This is a genomic window from Nocardia sp. NPDC001965, from assembly GCF_053594175.1.
This window is the reverse complement of sequence record NZ_JBSFDZ010000065.1, coordinates 1-18,053: the sequence shown is the minus strand read 5'-3', so window position 1 is coordinate 18,053 and position 18,053 is coordinate 1. Positions and strand designations below refer to the sequence as shown.

Below are 18,053 nucleotides of genomic sequence, written 5' to 3'. Positions count from 1 at the left end.
CTCGAAAGCGCATGAGCCGAAGGCTCGAGTCTCGAGGCCTGAACGGCGAGACCAAGGGGGCCTCAACCCCGCGCCGCCGCAGGCGGCGCCGAAATTACAGCAGGTGCCAGTCCTCCAGGCCCTGGTAGAGCGGGAAATCGTTGGCCAGCTTCTTGACCCGGCCACGCAGCGCGTCCAGGTCGGCACCGCCGGCGAGAGCGGTGGCGATGATATCGGCGACCTCGGTGAATTCGGTATCGCCGAAACCACGGGTGGCCAGAGCGGCGGTGCCGATCCGCAGACCGGACGTGACCATCGGGGGCCGCGGATCGAACGGGACCGCGTTCCGGTTGACCGTGATACCGACCTCGTGCAACAGGTCTTCGCCCTGCTGGCCGTCGAGGTCGGAATTGCGCAGATCGACCAGGACCAGGTGGACGTCGGTGCCGCCGGTGAGGACACTGATGCCCTTACCCGCGACATCGGCGCCGGTGAGGCGTTCGGCGAGAATCTTCGCACCGGTCAGCGTGCGCTGCTGGCGTTCGGCGAACTCGGGCGTACCCGCGATCTTGAACGCGACCGCTTTCGCCGCGATGACATGCATCAACGGCCCGCCCTGCTGGCCCGGGAACACCGAACTGTTCAGTTTCTTGGCGTAGTCCTGCTTCGCCAGGATGAGGCCCGAACGGGGGCCGCCGAGCGTCTTGTGGACGGTGGAGGACACGACATCGGCGTGCGGGACCGGGGAGGGGTGCAGACCGGCGGCGACCAAACCGGCGAAATGCGCCATATCGACCCACAGGTAGGCGCCGACCTCGTCGGCGATCTCGCGGAACGCCGCGAAATCCTGGTGCCGCGGATAGGCCGACCAACCGGCGACGATCACCTTCGGCCGCGACTCCCGCGCAATGGCCCGGACATTGTCCATATCCACCCGGTGGTCTTCCTTGGAGACCCCGTACGAATGCACTTCGTAGAGCTTGCCGGAGAAGTTCAGCCGCATACCGTGGGTGAGATGGCCACCATGGGCCAGATCGAGGCCCAGCAGACGATCACCCGGGTCGAGCAACGACATCAGCACCGCGGCATTGGCCTGCGCCCCGGAATGCGGCTGCACATTCGCGAAATCGGCGCCGAACAGCGCCTTGGCCCGCTCCCGGGCGAGGTTCTCGACCACATCGACATGTTCGCAACCGCCGTAGTAACGGCGACCGGGATAACCCTCGGCATACTTGTTGGTGAGCACACTGCCCTGCGCCTGCAGCACCGCGCGCGGAACGAAATTCTCCGACGCGATCATCTCCAGGGTGTCGCGTTCCCGGGCGAGCTCACCCGCCATCGCGGTGGCGAGCTCGGGATCGAGCTCACCGAGAGACTGGGTATTGACAGAGGCGGTCGTCTGCGTCACGAGGCAAGTGTATGAGCCGCCCTCACGCTGTGTTTATCTGCCCCGCCTTCGGCGGGGCGGGCTGTGTCATTTGCCCCGCCTGCGGCGGGGCGGGGCGGGGCCCTATTAACCCCGGTTCTTCACTCCTCCGCTCCTCCGCTTCGCTCCCCCGCTCCGTCGCTCCAGAACCGGGGCGGGCCCCGCCTTTGTGGTGGGCCCGCTTTGTGATGAGTAATGCCTCGTTGTCGGCACTGCCTCGGCGTCGGCACTGCCTCGGCGTCGCGTGGGGCTCCCGTGACCCCGGATGTGTTCTGTGCGACGCCTTCGGCGCTGCTGATCGAGCCCCCGTGCCCCTCCTCGAGGCGCTGGTTCGTCAGTCCGGCGCTCGGTGGCTGCGCCCCTTCTTCCTGTCGCTCCGGAACCGGGGCAGGTCCGGTCACAGAGGTGGATCATCCGGAGCAGACGTGGGGTACCGGGTGGACGTTCGTTTCGAGGCCGGGCGACCTGCTCGTGGTGGGTCGGCGGGTGCTTACGCGGCGGCGCGCAGGGTGGAGGGGATGAGGGGTTCGTCGAGCAGGCGGCGGAAGCGGTCGGCGCGTTCGTCCTCGTCGGCCGCGCGGTCCAGCCAGCCACCCAGGAGTTTGTAGCCTTCGACGTAGGTGCTCGTGTAGGCACGCCACAGCGGAGAGGACAGGAAGCGCAGTGACTGCCGGGCCCGTTCGGCGGTGGTGAGCGACCAACGCTCCAGGAAGGCGGCGACTTCGTCGGCGTCTCTGCCCTGGTCGTGCAACATGAGTGCGGCGTCCTGCCGGACTCCCAGCAGTTTGCCGGAGGCTTCGGACAGCCGTTCGGCGCGTTCGCCGTCGAATCGCAGGCCGAGATCCGCGTAGATCTCCTGCGCCCACCGGCCCCATCCGGGTCCGACGATCGAGCGCAGGGCCAGGTCGGCGAGCCCTTCGGCCATCAGGCACTGTGGTGTGTTCACCAGGAAGATGGTCTGCTCGGCCTGGCCCGCGGCCACGAGACCGGCTTCTTTGCGGCAGTGTTCGGTGTGGTGGCCCGGGTAGGACTCGTGTGAGATGAGGCGCGGCAGGTTCGCCATGTGCTGGCGCAGATCGGAGTTGATCGCGACGGTCGAGCGGTAGTTACCGAGGTAGTAGTTGAACCCGGACCACGGCTTGTCCCCGACCACCTCGTAGGTGACATGTTCGTGGTCGGGCAGCGGGTAGCGGGCACGCACGAGTTCACGCAGTGCGCCGGAGAAAGCCGCAACGCAGGCCTCGAGCCGTTCGGGCGGGATCTCGTCGGCCCGGCGGTGGGCCGCCATCCGCTCGACCAGGGGCCCCGAGCCGCCCAGGACCTCGTCGATCTTGCGGTGCGCCTCCTGATAATCGTCCGGGTCGCCGGGCGCGATATCGACATCGAAATAGGCCCGCACCTCGTCGACGAAACCGATATCGTCGCCGGCGAACTTCCGCCCCGAACACTCCAGTGCCCGCAGATGCACATCGATGAACTCGATACGCTCCGGTGGCAGGCCTGTGTTCGGCAACTCCGCGCGCAGCCGCGCGGCCGTCCGGGCCAGGTCGCGGGGTTCGGGCTTCGGCGCGTTCTCGACCTCCTGCCGCAACCGGGGGTCGGCTGTGTAGGCGTCGACGAACCCCTCTTCGATCCGGTCGAATGCCAGACCGAGCCGCAGGTATTCGATCACCAGAGGATGGGCTTCCATGGCACCGACCCTAATCGGCGTGGTCGGGCGGAACCATCGGTGATCCGCACGTCGCTCGTCGGCGGACTGGTCACTCGGGCACAGCGGGTGTGAAACCGGCAGGCCATACCGTGGTTTCGTCGTAGACCGCGCCGGTCAGATCCACGCCGGTCAGGTCCGCTTCGGTGAAATTCGCACCGGTGAGGTCCGCGTAACGGAGCTCGGCGCCTTCCAGATTCGCACCTGTCAAGTCCGCACCGGTCAGGTCGGTCCAGCCGAGACTCGTATCGGCCAGTTCGAACAGGTAGATCCCCGAGAGGCGGACATTGATCTGGTCGGAGGCCAGTTGCTCGGCGGCGAGCCGGAAACGGTCCGTCACCGCCGTCTGCTGGGACAAGGTGTGCTGTTCGTTGGTGGCGCGCAGCGACTGGCCGGAGAACCAGAGCGCGGCGACCGCGGCGCCGGATGCGCCGATCGTTGCCACGGTCGTCGCCATCGCGGCCAGACGGGGCCACCCCGACCAGTGCAGAAACCTGCTCGAGCGGGAAGCCGGCCCCGGCGCGGGGGGCCGGAGTGATCCCGGTGTTCGCAGTGACCGGTCCGAGCCCGCGACGACACGACGATCAGGTGCCGGTGCAGTACCCCCCGCGGCCATCTGGTGCCCTTCGAAGTGATTGCAGGCCACCATATCCCGAGCCGGCCGCCGGTGATCGCCGGTTTCCGCGCGGGTGGCGCAGTGTCAGCACGGGCGTCAGGCCGGTGTCAGGGCGATATCAGCTCCGCTGCCGATAGTTGCTGTCATGACGAACAACACCCTCACCGCCCAGGACCAGGCCACCGTGCGGACCGCCGCCTACGGCGCCATCGCGCTGCTGGCGGCCACCGGCGCGCCCCACCGAGCCGCCACCCGGGGCTCCCTCGCACTCACCTCGGCGACCGGATTGGTCGGGCATGTGCTGGCCGCGAAATCCGCGGACATCGACCTGCCGGGCCGGACCGTCGCCGAACTCGCCGACCGTGTGTTTCCCGCTCTGACCGCGGCTGTGGACCTGCTCGAGAACCACGCTCCCGTCGAGGCCGACAATTTCCGCCGGACCGTCCTGGTCGCGGTGGACGCCGCCGGCCGTTCCCGTAAGGGCGAACCCGGACCGGTCACCGCCGAGATGACCCGCAAGATCACCGCGGCACTCCAGCACGTGTAGCGGGCTCCCGGGATGCGGGCGCCTTCTCCGCCGGGTCGTCATCGCCTCCGGCCCGGTTCGCCGAGGCGGTGACGCCGCCCGGGAGCCGCACCGACCGTTCTCGCTGTGACAACAGTAACGGCCCCCCTCGTTCACTTACTCCCCCATGAGGGGCAGAATTCAGCCATGAGGGCACAGCCAGAGCGACGGACCTGCCGGGGTCGCGACAGCCGCAGCGGCGGCGTCCCACGAGAGCGGTATCGGGAACACGAGTGTCCGGCCGAGTGGAGCGCTGAGTAGATGGCCAAGGCGAGCGAGCCGAGTCCGTATGTGGAATTCGACCGGAAACGGTGGCGCGAACTGCGCAAATCGACTCCGCTGGTGCTCACCGAAGAGGAACTGATCGGGCTGCGGGGTCTGGGCGAACAGATCGATCTGGAAGAAGTGGCCGAGGTCTACCTGCCGCTGGCGCGACTGATTCATCTGCAGGTGGCGGCCAGACAGCGGCTGTTCGCGGCCACGGCCACCTTCCTCGGGGAATCGCATCCGGACAAACAGGTGCCCTTCGTCATCGGGGTCGCCGGAAGTGTGGCGGTGGGAAAATCCACCACCGCCCGTGTCCTGCAGGCGCTACTGGCCCGCTGGGACCATCATCCCCGCGTCGATCTGGTGACCACGGACGGATTCCTGTACCCCACGGCAGAGCTCACCCGGCGTGGCATCATGCACCGTAAAGGCTTTCCGGAGAGCTACGACCGCCGCAAACTGCTGCGATTCGTCACCGAGGTGAAATCGGGCGCGGAAGAGGTGTGCGCCCCGGTCTATTCACATATCTCCTACGATATCGTTCCCGGTGAATTCCACTGTGTACGCCAGCCGGACATACTCATCGTCGAGGGATTGAACGTATTACAGACCGGTCCCCGGCTCATGGTCTCGGATCTCTTCGACTTCTCGATCTATGTCGACGCCCGCATCGAGGATATCGAAACCTGGTATGTACGAAGGTTCCTCAGCTTGCGCGCCACCGGATTCGCGGACCCGAAAGCTCATTTCCACCACTACGCGAAATTCACGGACGCCGAGGCGACAGCGGCCGCGAAAGATATCTGGAACTCCACCAACCGCCCCAACCTGGTGGACAACATCCTGCCCACCCGCCCCCGGGCGACCCTGGTGCTGCGCAAGGATTCCGACCACACGATCAACCGATTGCGCCTGCGGAAGCTGTGACCCCCCGCCGCCGAGACAGCTCTCGACCCCCGAATCGCGAACCAGGACGCGGGCCGGCCCCACCCCCGACGCCGAGCCATACGAGGCCACACAGGTCGAGGCCCCTCCCGCCGACCAGCGCGTCTCGACCCCCGCGTTCACCGAACACGACGCGACCGACCACCTCACTCGCGACCGCGCCCAACGAAGACACCACCCCGGCACCGAGCCCAACGAGGACACCACCCGGCGCCGAGGTGCTTACGAGGCCCACAAGGGTCGAGGCCCGTCCCGCCCTTGACCGGAGGTGCTCAACGGTCACATTCCATGGATGGCCGACCGCACGTCGCAGGCGCCGCAAATAAACACAGCTCAGGTGCCGTAACGGCGGTGGCGGGCCGCGTAGTCGCGTAGTGCGCGCAGGAAGTCGACTCGGCGGAATTCGGGCCAGTAGACCTCGGTGAACCAGATCTCGGAGTAGGCGCTCTGCCAGAGGAGGAAGCCGGAGAGTCGTTGTTCTCCGGAGGTGCGGATGACCAGGTCGGGGTCGGGTTGGCCCGAGGTGTAGAGGTGTTGGCCGATAGCGCTGACCGTAATGGATTGGACCAGGTCTTCGCCTGTTTCGCCGGCCGATATCTCTTGGCGGACCAGTTGGCGGACCGCGTCGGCGATTTCTTGGCGGCCGCCGTAGCCGATGGCGACGTTGACGTGGGTGCCGGTGCGTTCGCGGGTGCGTTCGGTGGCGGCGCGCATTCGTTTGGCGACCAGTTCGGGGAGGCCGTCGAGCGTACCGACGATGCGGACCCGCCAGTTCTGTTCCGGGGCGGCCAGTTCTTCGACGACGTCGGTGATGACTTCGAAGAGGGTTTCCAGCTCGTCTTGGCCGCGGCTGAGGTTTTCGGTGGAGAGCAGGTAGACGGTGACGAGTTCGATTCCTTCGGCTTCGCACCAGCTGACCAGTTCGGCGACCTTGAGGGCGCCGACGCGGTGTCCGTGGGTGATATCGGTGAACCCGTTCTCCCGGGCCCAGCGGCGATTGCCGTCACACACCACCGCTACATGGCGCGGATGCTGTTTATCCGCAAGCTGCTTGGCCAGCCGGGCCTCGTAGATGCGATAGGGAAAGCCCCGCAGCCGACTCGGAAATTCCACGACGACCAACAGTACGCCTTTTCCGGTCCGGGTCCGTAGTTGCCGCGGAATGCGATGGCGCCCAGGCCCGGGACGAGACTCCCGTGTCCGGGGGTGAGCCGGTACAGTATGTCGCGAGAGAAACCTACGCTGCCGTAGGTTACCCACGGGTTGCGTATCGATCGCGGGTCGCGCCGCGGATACAGTCCGCGGCCCGTCCAGCGGCCGCACCCGTCGCGCTGCCGCCGGAGGCGGTCCAGCGCAGAGCCGACCAGGAGGTAACGTGCCCGACCAGCTCCCCGGCGGTCCTTCGGATCCCGGCCATCTCGATCCGCCCGGCACAGTGCTCGACACCAGGGCCGATCCGTGGCAGGGACCGGACAGCGAGGACCCGGTCCCCAACCCGGCCGACTCGCTGGTCGCGCTGGTCAAACCCCGAATGCGCGGCTGGATTCACACCTGGGCCACCGGTATCGCGGCGCTGGCCGTCATCGCCCTGGTCGCGAAGGCGGCGACGATATCGGCGACCGCGCTCGTGGCGACTGTCATCTACGGGCTCACCATCTGTGCCCTGTTCGGGGTGAGCGCCGTCTATCACCGGATCACCTGGACCACGGTCCGCGCGCGGACCCGGATGAAACGCGCCGACCATTCGATGATCTTCCTGTTCATCGCGGGCACCTACACCCCGTTCGCGCTGCTCGGGCTACCCGACCCGACCGGCCCGATCCTGCTCGCCGTGGTGTGGACGGGCGCGCTGGCCGGGGTGGCACTGAAGGTGCTGTGGCCGCACGCTCCGCGCTGGGTGGGTGTGCCGCTGTATCTGCTGCTGGGCTGGGCGGTGGTGCCGGTCGGCGGCGAGCTCTACCGGTCGGTCGGGCTACCCGCGGTATTGCTGCTGGTCGCCGGTGGGCTGGCCTACAGCGTCGGCGCGATTCTCTACGCGACGCGCTGGCCAAATCCGTGGCCGAGCACCTTCGGCCACCACGAGTTCTTCCACGCCGCCACCGTGGTGGCCGCCCTCTGCCATTACCTGGCGGTCTGGCTGGTGCTGCTCGGTTGAGCAGGTCGCGGCCGCCCGGCGCGGTCGTTCACGGACATCTGCCCAGCTGTGTCGATTAGGCTCCTGATTCGTGTCCTTCGATACCGGCCGCCTGTGCTCCAGCGGCCACCGCGGGTAGCTCCGGATGATCTACAGCCTCGGGGCCCGGCCCCGGTCCAGGGTGATCACCCGGCTGATGCAGTGGACCGTTCGCGCCCGCTGGGGGCTGGCGTCGGTGGTCATCGCCGCGCATCTGAGCGGTCTCGCCGTCATCGTCACCCAACTGGTGCTCATCGGCTTTCCGGGTCGGATCGGCTCCGATCAGTTGAGCGGGCTGATGCTGGTGACCGTCTACCCGACCGTCGCGTCACTGTTCGGGATCGCGCTCGCCGTCCGCGACCGGATGAGCTACTTCGCCTGGCTGGACAGCGCCCGGAAACCCACTCCGGAGGAGGCGCGGCGGATCCTGCACCTGCCGCTCGCGATCACTATCCGCTCACTGCTGATGTGGGCGCCCGGGGTGGTGCTGTCGGCGATCCTGCTCGCCCGGCTCACCGTTGAGAACGATCTCATCGTCCTGCTGGCGATGTTCTCCGTCGGTGGACTCGAATCCGCCGGTATCACCTACCTGGTCGTGGACCGGGTGGTCCGGCCGGTGGTGCCGATCGTCGCGGGCGTGCTCGGCGCGACCATGCACTGGAGCTCGTCGGTTTTCGTCCGGGTGGCACTGGCCTGGGCGGTCTCGGGGGCCATGCCGCTCAGTGCGCTGATCGTGGTGCTGTCAGATCCGGCCACCACGATGGAACACCGAATCCGGACCGGTATCTATCTCGCGGCCATCAGCCTCGTCGTCGGGGTACTCGCCACCTGGGCACTGGCCCGGGCCGTGGCCGCGCCGCTGCGGACATTGCGGATCGCGGTGGACCGGATCACCAGAGGCGACCTGGACGTCCGGGTTTCGGTCGGCAGCGCCAGCGAGATCGGGCGGCTCGAGCATTCGGTCAACGAGATGTCGGCGAATCTGCGCGAACGATTGCGCATGCGCGATGTATTCGGCCGGCATGTGGGCGAGGAGGTGGCCGAACGCGCCCTGGCGGGCGGTATCGATCTCACCGGGGACGTACGGGAGGTCTCGGCGCTGTTCGTCGACGTCACCGGGTCGGTGGCGATCTCCACCGGACTGCCGCCGCAAGAGTTCGTGGCCATGCTCAACCGGTTGATGGCCACCGTGGTCGCCGCGACCGAGGAGAACGACGGGCTGGTGAACAAGTTCGAGGGTGACGCTGCCCTGTGTATCTTCGGCGCCCCGATCGCGCTGGCCGACAACGCGACCCCCGCCCTGCGCGCGGCCCGCCGGATCCGTGACGAGATCCTGGCGGCGGGCGAACTCGATATCGGGATCGGGGTGGCCCGGGGCCGGGTTTTCGCCGGGGATATCGGCACCGACACCCGCCGCGAGTACACGGTCATCGGGGACGCGGTGAATGCGGCCGCCCGGCTCACCAACCGGGCCAAAGAGGTACCGCGACGCATTCTGGTCTCACAGAGCGTTATCGACGCGGCCGACGCGAGCGAACGCGCCGAATGGGTGAAGTACGGTGCCGTCGCACTTCGCGGTCTCGACGCGCCGACTCCGTCCTGGACCGATCGCGAGGACATCGCACCGCACTGATTCCCCGTGCGGTCGGCCCGCCACGCACAGCAGTGGCAGAAGCGATCGCGGCGCTGCGAGACTCTCGACCGCCCAACGGGTCCGAAGGCCGTCCTATGCCGAGGCCGCAGGGCCGGTCAGCGCGGCGCGCAACGCGTCGGGAGTGGTGACCGGTAGGTCGCAGACCGAACCACGGCATACATAGGCGGCCGCGGTCCCCGCCACGGAGGGCCGATCGACGAGCAGCGGGACGGTGTCCACCTCGGCCCGGACCACCACGGCGCCGCCGGGTGCGTGGACTCGGGCGACCTCCAGCAGTTCCTCGTCACCCACCGGTTGATAGCCGGTGGTGGAGATGGCGATCTGTAACGGGCCCTGCAGTGCGGCTTCGGCCACCGTCAGCCACTGCCCGGCCGAGCGTGGTGCCTTGGCCAGTACCACCGCGCCGCGTGCCAGCGTGTGTTCGGCCAGTTCGCGGTATCGGACAGCGCGGTCCGGTTCGACGACAGCCGAGGCGGTCAGCAGTGCTTCTGCCAATACCGACGCTCCGGCGGGGGTGGCGCCGTCGATCGGGTCGCGCGGCCGCGCGATGAGCGTTTCGGCGTCGTCGGCGGTGTCGAACCAGCTGCCCGGCTCGTCCGGATCGGCGAAATGCGCGACGACCGAGTCGAGGATCCGGTGGATATCCGGCAACCAACCGGCCGAGCCGGAGTACTGGTGCAGGGCCAGCAGCGCGGTGGCCAGCCAGGCATAGTCCTCCAGTACACCGGGCGCGCCGCCGGCGATCCCGCCGAGCGAGGCGCGCAGCACCCGGTCATCCACTACGTGCAGCTCGAGGATCACCCGGGCGAGGTCGTAGGCGGCGTCGAACCAGTCCCGCCGATCGAGCGCCCGGGCGGCCTCGCACAGTGCGGTGATCGCCATGCAGTTCCAAGCGGTCACCGCCTTGTCGTCGCGATCGGGTTGCGGGCGGCGCGCCCGTGCGTCGCGCAATGCGGTACGAGCCCGCTCGAACCGCTCGCCGTCCGCGGGATCGGTGCGCAGCGTCAGCACCGAGCAGCCCTGTTCGAAATTCCCGGCCGTCGTCACTCCGAAAACTTCCCCGGCCCAGGCACCGTCGATGGGGCCCAGCGCGCCGACCAGCTCGGCCGGGTTCCAGACGTAGGTCGCGCCCTCGACTCCCGGCTCGCCCGCCGCCACATGGGTATCGGCATCCAGCGCGGAGGCGAGACCGTGCGCGGTGGCCAGATCGTCCAGTAGGAACCCGGCCACTTCCTCGGTGATCCGGCGTGGGAGCGGGTCGTCGGGACTCCGGCGCGCGAGATGCGCATAGAAACGCAGCAGCTGCGCGTTGTCGTAGAGCATCTTCTCGAAATGCGGGACAATCCAGGCCGCATCCACCGAATAGCGCGCGAAACCGCCGCGTAGCTGGTCGTAGATGCCGCCGCGGGCCATGGCCTCGGCGGTGCGGTCCACCACCGCCCGTACCGCAGGGTCGCCGGTTCGCTCCCAACTGCGCAGCAGGCCCTCGAGCAGTGCGGCGGGCGGGAACTTGGGCGCGCCACCGAAACCGCCGTGGGTCTCGTCGAAATCGCGCAGCACCGCGGCGACGGCGTGGTTCAGCAATTCGGCGGTGACGGTCAGCTCGGCCTTCGGGATTCCGCTCGCCTGTTCACGCAGCGCCGCGGCCACCTGCTCGGAGGCGGTGTCGACATCGGCCCGCCGGTTGCGCCAGGTATCGGTGATCGCGGTGAGCAACTGGGTGAACGACGGCATCCCACCACGCGGCACCTTCGGGTAATAGGTACCGCAGTAGAACGGCTCGCCCGCCGGGGTGAGGAAACAGGTCATCGGCCAGCCGCCCTGGCCGGTCATCGCGACGGTGGCGTTCATGTACACCGCGTCCAGGTCCGGGCGCTCTTCACGGTCGACCTTGATGCAGACGAATTCGGCGTTCATCTGCGCGGCGGTGGCCTCGTCGGCGAACGATTCGTGGGCCATCACATGACACCAGTGACAGGACGAATATCCGATCGAGAGAAGAATCGGCACGTCCCGGGCGACCGCGTCCGCGAGCGCGCCGGCATCCCATTCCCGCCAGTCGACGGGATTGTTCGCATGCTGGCGTAGATAAGGCGAGGATGCTCCGGACAGTCGGTTCATACCATCCAGCCTTCCACAGAAACCGGCAACCGATCCGAACTGAACGACCAACGAACCGCCCATCGGCCCCCTGACCAGTTGTCCGTGACCAGGCGGTATCTATCCGGTGGGCTGCTGGTCGGGGAGATTCCGGCGAAGGCGGTACAGGGCCGGATCACGGAGGGCGGCCCAGCCGGTTCCGGCTCAACAGGTCGGCCGCCGTTCTCGGCTCGACACGCCGGTCGGCAATTGCAGCTGCCACCCGGCATCGACCGAACCCACCCTCACCAGCGGGAGAAGGAGACCGAACAGTAGCCGCTCGAACCGATGAGAGTGTTCGCGATCAGTGGAACCGATCCCGGTCCGACTACGTCAAACCGTTTAGAGCACAACAGATCACAGAGGCGCGCTCACGCGACGTGGCTACGCCCGGGTCGGTCGAGGTGCTCGACGGCCGGCGTCCGGAAGCACATACAACCCGGATATTCGACCGGCGAGAAACTACGGCTGTTCGACTCCACGACAGATAGGAACTCATTGTGAACCATTTTCTCGAGGCCGTCGCCGCAAGCCTGCTCTTTCCGTTCGACAAATAATTCCCGGGCCGGACCGGACAAAGCGTACAAGCGATAGGAGAAATCCGGTAAGTGCCCGAAAAAGCGCACTCCGAGGCTCCGTTCCGCGCGGGTCACACATGATGGTTGGTTGCGCCGACACTGGTGACGGGTCGTTACGGGAGAGATGGCAACAGCCGCCGACGCTACGGCCGCCCCACCACCTTGCACCGATTCTCAACTGGTAACCGAATGGGCACGGTCAAATCCGAAATCCGACCTCGTGACGGTGATCCGATCGACTATTACACATGGTGGTGGTTCATCAACGACCTCGGCCACAGACCGGGGGAGTACGTTTGGCAGTGTTTGTCAACGGGCACCGATTTCAGCCACACAATCCGCGAACAAGGACGATATGCTCCATTTCGGGCAGCCGTGCCATTCCAGTGGGAAAATCTCTGGAACAGCGGAGACATCATTCATGTCGATGCATTTCACAAGAGGCAGGACTCGAAATTTTATATCACGCCACTCAACCAGTGCACCGTCCCGTGACAGAGTGACAGAGTGAGATCGTGGACATAGAAGAAGCGGTCAGAGGCGCCCATCTCCTCGCGGCCGACATCGAGAGCCCCCTTGGAGTGCGGGTGCAGGTGGAAACCGAGTATCCCGACGACTGGCGGGAGTTCACGAGTAGATCGGCCGGGCTGCACCGAGCACTTGGGTGAGTGTCGCAGTACCAGAGGCCGGCACCTCGGCCGCCCTGGACCCGAGCGAATCGAAAAGCACCTCGGCAGCGGGTTTTGCGATGGGCCCGGCGCGAATTCTGCTGGATGACATACAGATTCATCTGAGAGAGCCGTGGCCCAGAGACCGCACCGGGACCGGTTCATCCTCGGAACCTTCCGAAGCCGGTTGGCGGAGTGGGGGTGAGCGAAGCTATACCGTCCCGTACGGCCAGTCGAGGTAATGGCGCTCATCGACCGACCGCCTGCGCACAGCACGAAATCGGCTCCGCTCGAATGGCTTACGGTGCCGACAGAGCCGAGGCGGGAGCCAGAACCCTGCCAGTCGCTGCCTCCCGCTCAGCCCGCCACGCGGCGGCGCAATCCAGCGTGGCCAGCGGGTGCAGCATCTCGTAGTCGAAGGCGCCGAGCTCCTCGCCGGTCGACACACGCCGCGGAAAATCCGGATTCGCCAAGGCGCCACGCCCGAGTGAGAGCACGTCGGCATGCCCACCGGTCAGTACGTCGGCGGCCTGGCCCAGATCGTGCATGCCGCCATTGGCGATGACCGGGCGGCCGGACACCTCGCGAAGCAGCCTCCCCGACCGCGAGACCCGGGACCAGCGCCTGGTTCACCGCTGTTCCGCGAACCAGGGTCTCGCGGACCTACCCCTCGCCTGATGCCAGGAGCGCGCGCAGGCCTTGCTCCGTCGCGCTGCCCTGTGGCGCCGTGTAGGTCACCAGGGCCCGCACGCCCGGATCGGCGACCAGAGGCATGAACTCATAGTCGACCTCGATCGCGCCGAGCCCAGGATGCCGGAAGTGATAGGTGCCGTAGGCGACCTCGGTGACATCGTGGCTGGTCCACAGCTCATCGAATTGCTTACTGGCGAAACACATGTGACCGATCAGTTCGCCCAGGGCTCGATCGTTCGGGCGGTGGCTGCTGCGCAAACGTAGATCGGAGACCACCTGCCGGGCGATAACGGGCTGATCATCGGCGAACAGCGCCGATATACGCGGATCCAGGAACAGCAGGTACGACCAATTACGGTGCGCCGGTGGCAAATCCGCGAAATCGATACCGAACAGCAGTTCGGCGGCCCGGTTCCAGCCGAGGATATCGGTGTGATGGCCCACGATATAGGCCGGAACGCGCTCCATGGCCTCGAGTAGCGCGCGCAGGGCGGGCCGTAGCACCGTCCGATCGCCACCCGAGCCCCCCGACCGGGGCGGCCGGGCCAGATTGAACAGGTGAGTGCGTTCCTCGGCGCTGAGCCGCAGAGCGCTCGCGACGGCATCCAGGACCGCGCGTGAGACGTTGTCCAACCGCCCCTGCTCCAACCGGGCGTAGTAGTCGGCGCTGACGCCCGCGAGCTGGGCGAGTTCCTCGCGCCTCAGGCCAGGGACACGGCGGCGGGTGCCGAAGAAGGGCACGCCGACGTCCTCTGGACGCAGACGTGCACGGCGAGAGACGAGGAATTCCCCGATCTTCTGAGTGCTGTCCACGATTGTCGAATCTCAGGCTGGGTGTCTCGGACCCAGGTTCGGTGGCCAGCGGTTCAGCAGGCGCTGGTACGAAAACCCGGCGGTCGCCAGGCTGGGCCCATGAGTATCCGCAATGTCCGTATCGAGAAGATCGAAACCAGTCCGGACTGGTATCACCCGTACCGGATCTCGCAGGCGATCGCCGCCGACGGGCTGATCTACGTATCCGGCCAAGCCGGTTTCACCGAGGACGGCAGCACCGTGCAGGGCGGCTTCCGCGCCCAGGGCCGCCAGGCATTCCGCAATCTCGAACATGTCCTGGCCGCGGCGGGCGCGGGCCTCGGCGACATCGTGAAGATCGGTATCTTCGTTCGGGATATGGCTGCCAACCTGTCCGAGGTGATCGAATTGCGCGCCGAATTCCTCAGCGAGCCCTACCCCGCCGACACACTGTTGGAGGTGTCCTCGCTCGCCCGACCCGACTGGCAAATCGAGATCGAGGCCATCGCGCTGGCCTCCTCGCCCGCAGATCACATCGAACAGGGCTGAGCCGCGATCCAGCAGCCGAGCTCGATGTCGAATGAAGTAATTGTGCCCCGAGGGGTTCGGGAGCCCCGCGCCGGCTCTACCGTGTACCCGTGATCAGAACCGCCGCCCTGGCCCATATTCGCGACCGTCGCCTGATCCAGACCCGCTCGACCGGAAAAGCCGTCTTCTACATGGCCGGCGGGAAGATCGATTCCGGGGAGAGCGCACTGCAGGCGCTGCACCGAGAGATCCGCGAAGAACTCGGTGTCGGCGTCACCGAGGTCAGTGAACTGGGCGTCTTCGAGGCCGACGCCTATGGGCACACCGCCGGGACACGGTTACATATGACCTGTTTTCTGGCCGAGGTCACCGCGGCACCGAGCCCGCTCGGCGAGATCGCCGAGTTTCGCTACTTCACCGGCGGTGAGTACGCCGCCATGCCGGAGGTCGCGCCCGGTTCACTGCTCGTCTTCGAACACCTGCACCGGCTGGACCTGATCGACTGGTAGCAGACGCCGCCCCGCCGAGCACGGTACCCGTCGCCGCTCCGCCCGATCGCGACCGCCGAGTCGGCGGCGGCCGGTCGCGGTAGTCGGCACTACAGCGGCCGACGCGGTCGTCATCGCTACAGCTCCCGGCCGCGGTCGTCGGGGCCGCCGTCGGCCGATGACTCCGCACGCTTGATCACCCCGTGTTCGGTGCCCTCGTCGGCTTCCTGATCCGGTTCCGGATGCTCGGGCTCGAAGGTCTCCGGCAGGTTCTTCAGATGCTTGTTCATCGAGCGCACCAGCAGGAAAGTACCGGCCAGCAGGATCAGCACGATCGCCAGACCGAGCGGGGACGCCTTACCGAACTCCGGCCCGGTGGGCGTACCGGGCGTCTGCGCCAGCAGCGCGGTCGCGAATACGGAGAGCTGCGCAGTCGCCATCAGCGGTGCTCATCGGTGATACCGGCGAACAGGTCGGTCTCCGGGATATCGGTGCTCACCCGGGTCCGCGCCAGTTCGAATTCCTCGGTCGGCCACAGCCGCTGCTGCATCTCCAGCGGAATCGCGAAGAACGCCCCGTTCGGATCGACCTGGGTGGCGTGCGCACGCAGCGCGTCGTCGCGGCGCGGAAAGTACTTCCCGCATTCGACCTGCGTGGTGACCCGGGCCATGATGTCGCCGCGTTCGACAGCGTATTTCCGGGACCGGTCCAGCCATTCCTGCAGCGGGAAGGGTTCGCCCAGCTTCTCGTACTCCTCGGCGAACACCTCCATCCGCCGGATCGAGAAACCGTGGTCGTAGTACAGCTTGAGCGGCGTCCACGGTGCACCGGCATCCGGGAACTTCTCCGGATCGCCCGCTGCCTCGTACGCGGCCACCGATACCTCATGGCACCGGATATGGTCCGGGTGCGGGTAGCCACCCATCTCGTCATAAGTGGTCATGACGTGTGGTTTGAACTCGCGGACCACGCGCACCAGCGCCTCGGTGGCTTCCTCGAGCGGAATCAGCGCGAACGATCCCTCCGGAACCGGGGGCAGCGGGTCGCCCTCGGGCAGTCCCGAGTCGACGAATCCCAGCCAGGTCTGCCGGACGCCCAGCGCGGCCGCCGCGGCCGCCATCTCCTCGCGCCGGATCTCGTTTATCCGTTCCAGCACCCCGGGCGTGTCCATGGCCGGGTTGAGAATGCTGCCGCGTTCCCCGCCGGTCAGCGTGACGACCAGGACATCGTGTCCCTCGTCGGCGTAACGGGCTGTGGTCGCACCACCTTTGCTGGATTCGTCGTCGGGGTGGGCGTGCACCGCCATGAGGCGAAGGCCACTCACTTCTCGTTCACCGTCGCTCTCGGTCGCGGGTGTTCGGACTTCATTACCTATAGTTCCATCTGGACCGATTCTGTTCCGACCTACCCCCCGGGAGCACGCGATCATGACCGAGCCCACGCCGGACCCCGGGCACGCCGACTCCGCCGGCTCCCCCGCGGCGGCTCCTCCCGACGCCGCCGATTCCGCCGGGGACCGGTACGCCGACCGCTACGGCCGCCGCGCCGCGCGGCCGAATCGCCGGCGCATCGGCGCCCTGCTCACCGCGGTGGCGGTCCTCGCCGGTATCGGTGTCGCCTACCTGGGCTGGGCACAGTTCGGTCCCGAGGACATCGAATCCGAGGAGCTCGGCTACACGGTGCTCGACGATTCCTCGGTCGAGGTACAGATACGGCTCACCCGCGACGACCCGTCCGTGCCGGTGGTGTGCCTGGTCCGTGCCATGTCCCGTGACCTCGAAGAGGTGGGCCGGCGCGAGGTGCTGATCCAGCCGACCGCGGGTGACAAGACGGTCCGGGTACGCACGGTGGTCGAGGCCTCCGAGCGTCCGGCCTCGGCCGCCATCTACGCGTGTACCGACAGCGTCCCCGGATACTTGCGCACCGAGTGAATTGTGGTTTCGGCAGTGCCGGCCGGGGTACAGCGCGCAGACACGGAAATCGGTCGAGAAAAGCGGACCCGCCGGTAAAAACTTCTCCGACCTGCCTTTTTGTGAATCATGCTAAAATGGCCTGACACACGGTTCCGGGGCTCGGAGCCGTGTTTGCTGCATTGGCGGCCAGCGCGGTCGATACCGGGGAGGCTCCCGGCGTCAGGCCTGTCGGGGTTCTTCGGACTTCCCAGGATCGCGATAGCCGTCTGCTGAAGCATGCCTGCCTGCGGGTGGGTTGTGCCGCAGTGATCAGGGAATCCCGGCCTGCCGGGGACAACTACTAGGGAGTGATCGAGATGACTGAGACCCAAGTGACCTGGCTGACCCCGGAGTCGCACGACAGGCTCAAGAGCGAACTCGACGCGCTCATCGCCAATCGTCCGGTCATCGCCGCCGAGATCAACGAGCGTCGCGAAGAAGGCGACCTCAAGGAGAACGGCGGCTACCACGCGGCGCGCGAGGAACAGGGCCAGCAGGAAGCCCGGATCCGGCAGCTGCAGGAACTCCTGAACAACGCCAAGGTCGGCGTGGCTCCCACCAAGTCCGGTGTCGCGCTGCCCGGGTCCGTGGTGAAGGTCTACTACGACGGTGACGAATCCGATACCGAGACCTTCCTCATCGCGACCCGCGAAGAAGGCCTGGGCAACCCCGACCTGGAGACCTACTCCCCCAGCTCGCCGCTCGGCGGCGCGCTGATCGACGCCAAGGTCGGCGAGACCCGCGAATACACCCTGCCCAACGGCAACCTCATGAAGGTGACGCTGGTCAGCGCCGAGCCCTACCACAGCTGAGGCATACGGCCGGGTCTCGCCGACCTTGGCGTCGATCAGCGCGCCGCCGAGCGGCGAGCTGGGGGAGTAG

General features: G+C 67.0%; 17 protein-coding genes and 1 pseudogene. 8 read left to right on the top strand and 10 right to left on the bottom strand.

Going from position 1 to position 18,053, the window contains the following annotated elements:
- Positions 1 to 94 precede the first annotated feature (94 nt).
- The 3 genes from glyA to ACWCPQ_RS34195 form a co-directional block, all read right to left on the bottom strand.
- Positions 95 to 1,387: a serine hydroxymethyltransferase gene (gene glyA / locus ACWCPQ_RS34205; protein ID WP_449907042.1), complete on the bottom strand. Its 1,293-nt coding sequence runs from the start codon at positions 1,385 to 1,387 to the stop codon at positions 95 to 97.
- A gap of 508 nt (positions 1,388 to 1,895) precedes the next feature.
- On the bottom strand, positions 1,896 to 3,095 hold the full coding sequence (locus ACWCPQ_RS34200; RefSeq protein WP_449907038.1) for a DUF885 domain-containing protein: 1,200 nt from the start codon (positions 3,093 to 3,095) through the stop codon (positions 1,896 to 1,898).
- 70 nt (positions 3,096 to 3,165) lie between these two features.
- Positions 3,166 to 3,570 (bottom strand): pentapeptide repeat-containing protein, encoded by a 405-nt coding sequence (locus ACWCPQ_RS34195; protein ID WP_449907035.1) that lies wholly within the window; start codon positions 3,568 to 3,570, stop codon positions 3,166 to 3,168.
- A gap of 304 nt (positions 3,571 to 3,874) precedes the next feature.
- Between ACWCPQ_RS34195 and ACWCPQ_RS34190 the strand changes: the two genes are divergently transcribed.
- Together ACWCPQ_RS34190 and coaA are read left to right on the top strand one after the other, a co-directional pair.
- On the top strand, positions 3,875 to 4,276 hold the full coding sequence (locus tag ACWCPQ_RS34190) for a hypothetical protein (protein WP_449907033.1): 402 nt from the start codon (positions 3,875 to 3,877) through the stop codon (positions 4,274 to 4,276).
- A 279-nt stretch (positions 4,277 to 4,555) separates the two neighbouring features.
- Positions 4,556 to 5,488 carry a type I pantothenate kinase gene (gene coaA, locus ACWCPQ_RS34185; protein WP_327149769.1) on the top strand — a complete coding sequence of 311 codons (933 nt, stop codon included), beginning with the start codon at positions 4,556 to 4,558 and terminating at the stop codon, positions 5,486 to 5,488.
- Between the two features lie 351 nt (positions 5,489 to 5,839).
- Here coaA and ACWCPQ_RS34180 read toward each other — a convergent pair whose 3' ends face one another.
- Positions 5,840 to 6,628 carry an isoprenyl transferase gene (locus tag ACWCPQ_RS34180; protein WP_449907028.1) on the bottom strand — a complete coding sequence of 263 codons (789 nt, stop codon included), beginning with the start codon at positions 6,626 to 6,628 and terminating at the stop codon, positions 5,840 to 5,842.
- Between the two features lie 385 nt (positions 6,629 to 7,013).
- On the opposite strand from ACWCPQ_RS34180, the gene trhA reads away from it, so the two are divergent.
- Both trhA and ACWCPQ_RS34170 read left to right on the top strand, forming a co-directional pair.
- The gene (gene trhA, locus ACWCPQ_RS34175) at positions 7,014 to 7,661 is read left to right on the top strand and encodes a PAQR family membrane homeostasis protein TrhA (protein WP_449907048.1); all 648 of its coding nucleotides are present in this window, start codon (positions 7,014 to 7,016) and stop codon (positions 7,659 to 7,661) included.
- Positions 7,662 to 7,785: 124 nt separating this feature from the next.
- Positions 7,786 to 9,312 carry an adenylate/guanylate cyclase domain-containing protein gene (locus tag ACWCPQ_RS34170; protein WP_449907025.1) on the top strand — a complete coding sequence of 509 codons (1,527 nt, stop codon included), beginning with the start codon at positions 7,786 to 7,788 and terminating at the stop codon, positions 9,310 to 9,312.
- 93 nt (positions 9,313 to 9,405) lie between these two features.
- Here ACWCPQ_RS34170 and ACWCPQ_RS34165 read toward each other — a convergent pair whose 3' ends face one another.
- From ACWCPQ_RS34165 to ACWCPQ_RS34155, 3 genes are all read right to left on the bottom strand, one after another.
- Positions 9,406 to 11,454 carry a thioredoxin domain-containing protein gene (locus ACWCPQ_RS34165; RefSeq protein WP_449907022.1) on the bottom strand — a complete coding sequence of 683 codons (2,049 nt, stop codon included), beginning with the start codon at positions 11,452 to 11,454 and terminating at the stop codon, positions 9,406 to 9,408.
- 1,563 nt (positions 11,455 to 13,017) lie between these two features.
- Positions 13,018 to 13,311: an oxidoreductase gene (locus ACWCPQ_RS34160; RefSeq protein ID WP_449907045.1), complete on the bottom strand. Its 294-nt coding sequence runs from the start codon at positions 13,309 to 13,311 to the stop codon at positions 13,018 to 13,020.
- 70 nt (positions 13,312 to 13,381) lie between these two features.
- Complete coding sequence (locus tag ACWCPQ_RS34155) at positions 13,382 to 14,224, bottom strand: helix-turn-helix transcriptional regulator (RefSeq protein WP_449907019.1); 843 nt, start codon at positions 14,222 to 14,224, stop codon at positions 13,382 to 13,384.
- Positions 14,225 to 14,323: 99 nt separating this feature from the next.
- On the opposite strand from ACWCPQ_RS34155, the gene ACWCPQ_RS34150 reads away from it, so the two are divergent.
- Entirely contained in the window at positions 14,324 to 14,752 is a 429-nt protein-coding gene (locus tag ACWCPQ_RS34150) for a RidA family protein (protein ID WP_449907016.1), read from the top strand.
- Positions 14,753 to 14,841: 89 nt separating this feature from the next.
- Entirely contained in the window at positions 14,842 to 15,240 is a 399-nt protein-coding gene (locus tag ACWCPQ_RS34145) for an NUDIX hydrolase (RefSeq protein WP_449907013.1), read from the top strand.
- A 116-nt stretch (positions 15,241 to 15,356) separates the two neighbouring features.
- Here the strand turns inward: ACWCPQ_RS34145 and ACWCPQ_RS34140 are convergent, their stop codons facing one another.
- Positions 15,357 to 15,659: a hypothetical protein gene (locus tag ACWCPQ_RS34140; protein ID WP_449907011.1), complete on the bottom strand. Its 303-nt coding sequence runs from the start codon at positions 15,657 to 15,659 to the stop codon at positions 15,357 to 15,359.
- On the bottom strand, positions 15,659 to 16,543 hold the full coding sequence (gene mca, locus ACWCPQ_RS34135) for a mycothiol conjugate amidase Mca (protein ID WP_449907008.1): 885 nt from the start codon (positions 16,541 to 16,543) through the stop codon (positions 15,659 to 15,661). The genes ACWCPQ_RS34140 and mca overlap by 1 nt, the downstream gene beginning before the upstream one ends.
- A 103-nt stretch (positions 16,544 to 16,646) precedes the next feature.
- Between mca and ACWCPQ_RS34130 the strand changes: the two genes are divergently transcribed.
- Together ACWCPQ_RS34130 and greA are read left to right on the top strand one after the other, a co-directional pair.
- Positions 16,647 to 17,150 (top strand): DUF4307 domain-containing protein, encoded by a 504-nt coding sequence (locus tag ACWCPQ_RS34130; protein ID WP_449907005.1) that lies wholly within the window; start codon positions 16,647 to 16,649, stop codon positions 17,148 to 17,150.
- A gap of 338 nt (positions 17,151 to 17,488) precedes the next feature.
- Positions 17,489 to 17,983 carry a transcription elongation factor GreA gene (gene greA, locus ACWCPQ_RS34125; RefSeq protein WP_039826568.1) on the top strand — a complete coding sequence of 165 codons (495 nt, stop codon included), beginning with the start codon at positions 17,489 to 17,491 and terminating at the stop codon, positions 17,981 to 17,983.
- A 3-nt stretch (positions 17,984 to 17,986) separates the two neighbouring features.
- Here greA and ACWCPQ_RS34120 read toward each other — a convergent pair.
- A pseudogene (locus ACWCPQ_RS34120) lies at positions 17,987 to 18,053 on the bottom strand (transcription elongation factor GreA); the annotation flags it as partial.